Below are 2,962 nucleotides of genomic sequence, written 5' to 3' on the forward strand. Positions count from 1 at the left end.
GTTGCCGCGCGAGGTGAGGTGGAGGTCGCCGTCGCCGCACGCCTCAGCGGCGTCGGCCAGCGCACGCAGCCGCGCCGCGGAAATCGTGCCGCCTGGCAGCCGCACCCGCGCGAGTGGCCCGTCGGCGGCGTCGTGGGGTGCGAAAACACCAGGGCACGCGTCGGCTCGCACGCGTGCTGGGGTCGGCATGGGGTCACTGTAGCTGGCCGTTTTCCGGCCCCGGCGGGTCCGAACGGGGCCGGATCCGCGCGATCCCGGCGTCCAAGTCCACGTCACGCCACGGAGGCGCCCCTTCGGCGTCCTGCTCGACGAGCATCGACATGGTTTCCCGGTGTTCCAGCTCACGCCGCTTGGTGCCGTAGAGGAACGCGGTCGTCTCCTCGATGTACGTCGCGGACAGCCGAGCCTTGAAGCGCGAGCCGTCCTTGCGCGGCCGCAGTTCGATCGCGGCCATGACCAGCAGGATCACGACGCCGCCCGGGAGCGCGAGCCCCAGCCAAGTACCCATGACCGGCGAACCGGATGACCGCGGGTCAAGTTCCCGGCCGGGGGAGAAACTTTTCAGCGGGCGGAGGGGCGCAGGTCAGAGGCGCGCGCCGCCGGAGGCCCCCGGCAAGGTCGGGCAGCACGGCCGATCCGCCCATCCGCGATGTCATGAAAGAGTCATTCACCTCACCAGACGACATGAATGACCCATTCACAACATCCCCGCGACGCCGGGCAGACCACGCGGCCGGTCACCCGCTCCCGGGCGCGACTTTGCCGGGGCCCTGTCACCGGACGACATGAACGTCCCGTTCATGACCTTCGCCCAAACCCACACCCAGAGCAGGACTCCGATCGAATGTAGTAGGTGTGCTACATTCGATCGCATCAGTCAGATGGGGGTGACGCGCGATGAGAGATCCAGCGGACCCGGTGGTCCACGTGCGCGGGCTACGGATGCGCTACGGCACCAACGACGTGCTCCACGGGGTCGAGTTCGAGGCCTACCGCGGCGAGGTCGTGTGCCTGCTCGGGCCCAACGGCGCCGGCAAGACGACGACGATCGAGATCCTCGAAGGCTTCCGGATGCGGTCGGCGGGCGAGGTGAGCGTGCTGGGTACCGACCCGGCGCGCGGCGGGGAGGACTGGCGGGCGCGGCTGGGGGTCGTGCTCCAGTCCTGGCGTGACCACGGGAAGTGGCGCGTGCGCGAACTGCTCGCGCACCTCGGCCGGTACTACGCGCCGTACTCGACGCCCGCGATGCCGCGGCCGTGGGACGTCGACGAGCTGATCGGCGCGGTCGGGCTGACCGAGCACGCGCACAAGAAGCTCAAGCAGCTCTCCGGTGGGCAGCGGCGGCGGCTCGACGTCGCGATCGGCATCGTCGGGCGGCCCGAGCTGCTGTTCCTCGACGAGCCGACCGCGGGGTTCGACCCCGAGGCGCGCCGCGAGTTCCACGACCTGGTGCACCGGCTCTCCGACGAGCTCGACACCACGATCCTGCTCACCACGCACGACCTCGACGAGGCCGAGAAGCTGGCCGACCGGATCCTCATCCTCAACGGCGGGCGGATCATCGCCGACGGGTCGGCCGACGAGCTGAGCCGGCGGATCTCCGGGGAGGCCGAGGTCCGGTGGAGCGTCGGTGACCAGCGCTTCGTGCACTCGACGACCGAAGCGACGAAGTACGTGTACGACCTGTTCAAGCAGCACGGCGAGGCGGTCGCGGACCTCGAGGTCCGGCGGGCGTCGCTGGAAGACACCTACATGACGCTGGTCCACCGCGCCGAGACCGGCGGCGAAACGGAGCTCGGCCTCCAGGAAGCGGGTGCGCGATGAACGCCAGGACCGCCGCGGTGCGCGCCGGCCTGGCGCGCGGCTGGATCGAGTTCAAGCAGACCTGGACCAACCGGGACGACGTCGTCGGCCAGCTGGTCTTCGTCGCGCTCTTCCTCGGCGCGCTGTTCTTCATGCGCAACGCGACCCTCCCCGGCACCGGGTTCTCGCTCGGCGCGGCCACCGTGCCCGGCGTGCTCGGCGCCGGGATCGTGTTCAACGGCTTGAACAGCACCGCGGGCTACCTCGCCATCGACCGCGAGGACGGCACGCTGCTGCGCGCGAAAGCCACGCCGAACGGCATGCTCGGCTACCTGGTCGGGAAGACGGCCGCGGTCGCGCTGGCGCAGGTCACCTCGATCCTGCTGGTGCTCATCCCCTGCCTGTTCCTGTTCGACTCGCTGGCACCCGACGGCGTCTGGTCGTACGCGCACCTGGTGTGGGTGCTGGCGCTCGGGCTGGTCGCGACCCTGCCGCTCGGGGCCGCGCTCGGGTCGCTCACGAACAGCCCGCGCTCGATCGCGCTGATCACGCTGCCGATCATGGGCCTCGGCGCGATCTCGGGGATCTTCTACCCGGTCACCGCGCTGCCGAGCTGGGTGCAGGGCATCGCGCAGGTGTTCCCGATGTACTGGCTGGGCCTCGGCATGCGCTCGGCGCTGCTGCCGGACACCGCGGTCGTCGTCGAGATCGGCCAGTCGTGGCGGCCGTTGCCGACCCTCGCCGTGCTCCTCGCGTGGGCCGTGATCGGATTGGCACTGGCCCCGGTCCTGCTCCGCCGCATGGCGCGGCGCGAAGCGGGTTCGTCGGTGGCCGAACGGCGGGAGAGGGCCATGCAGCGTGTGGGGTAGCCATGAGTGAGGTCGTCTACAACCGGATCGCGATGCTGCGCGCCGAGCGGTCGATCTCGCGGCGCCAGCTCGCGGAGGCACTCGGCGTGCACTACCAGACGATCGGCTACCTGGAACGCGGCGAGTACAGCCCGAGCTTGTACCTGGCGCTGCGGATCGCGGAGTTCTTCGAGGTCCCGGTGGAGGTCCTGTTCTCCACGAAGCCGTTCCCCCGCCTGGGAGAACGCTCCGCGTGAGGCGTCAGCGGAACAGGTAGGCCGCCATCGCGACGACCGCGCCCGCCGCGACGC

At 70.5% G+C, this 2,962-nt stretch carries 4 protein-coding genes and 1 pseudogene; 3 read left to right on the forward strand and 2 right to left on the reverse strand.

Going from position 1 to position 2,962, the window contains the following annotated elements; genetic code table 11:
• A pseudogene (locus G3I65_RS01135) lies at window positions 1–189 on the reverse strand (precorrin-3B synthase); the annotation flags it as partial.
• A gap of 4 nt (window positions 190–193) precedes the next feature.
• On the reverse strand, window positions 194–508 hold the full coding sequence (locus G3I65_RS01140; protein ID WP_160693906.1) for a DUF6191 domain-containing protein: 315 nt from the start codon (window positions 506–508) through the stop codon (window positions 194–196).
• A gap of 389 nt (window positions 509–897) precedes the next feature.
• Here G3I65_RS01140 and G3I65_RS01145 point away from each other — a divergent pair, with 389 nt between their 5' ends.
• From G3I65_RS01145 to G3I65_RS01155, 3 genes are read left to right on the forward strand one after another with little or no spacing between them, the layout of a single operon-like run.
• Window positions 898–1,824, forward strand: a complete 927-nt coding sequence (locus tag G3I65_RS01145) for an ABC transporter ATP-binding protein (protein ID WP_160693908.1) — start codon at window positions 898–900, stop codon at window positions 1,822–1,824.
• Window positions 1,821–2,672: an ABC transporter permease gene (locus G3I65_RS01150; protein WP_160693910.1), complete on the forward strand. Its 852-nt coding sequence runs from the start codon at window positions 1,821–1,823 to the stop codon at window positions 2,670–2,672. Before G3I65_RS01145 ends, G3I65_RS01150 begins: the two co-directional genes overlap by 4 nt.
• 2 nt (window positions 2,673–2,674) lie before the next feature.
• Complete coding sequence (locus G3I65_RS01155) at window positions 2,675–2,908, forward strand: helix-turn-helix transcriptional regulator (RefSeq protein ID WP_125313451.1); 234 nt, start codon at window positions 2,675–2,677, stop codon at window positions 2,906–2,908.
• The last annotated feature ends 54 nt before the right edge of the window (window positions 2,909–2,962 follow it).

Source organism: Amycolatopsis sp. SID8362 (assembly GCF_010550475.1).
In the GTDB taxonomy this organism is placed as follows: domain Bacteria; phylum Actinomycetota; class Actinomycetes; order Mycobacteriales; family Pseudonocardiaceae; genus Amycolatopsis; species Amycolatopsis eburnea.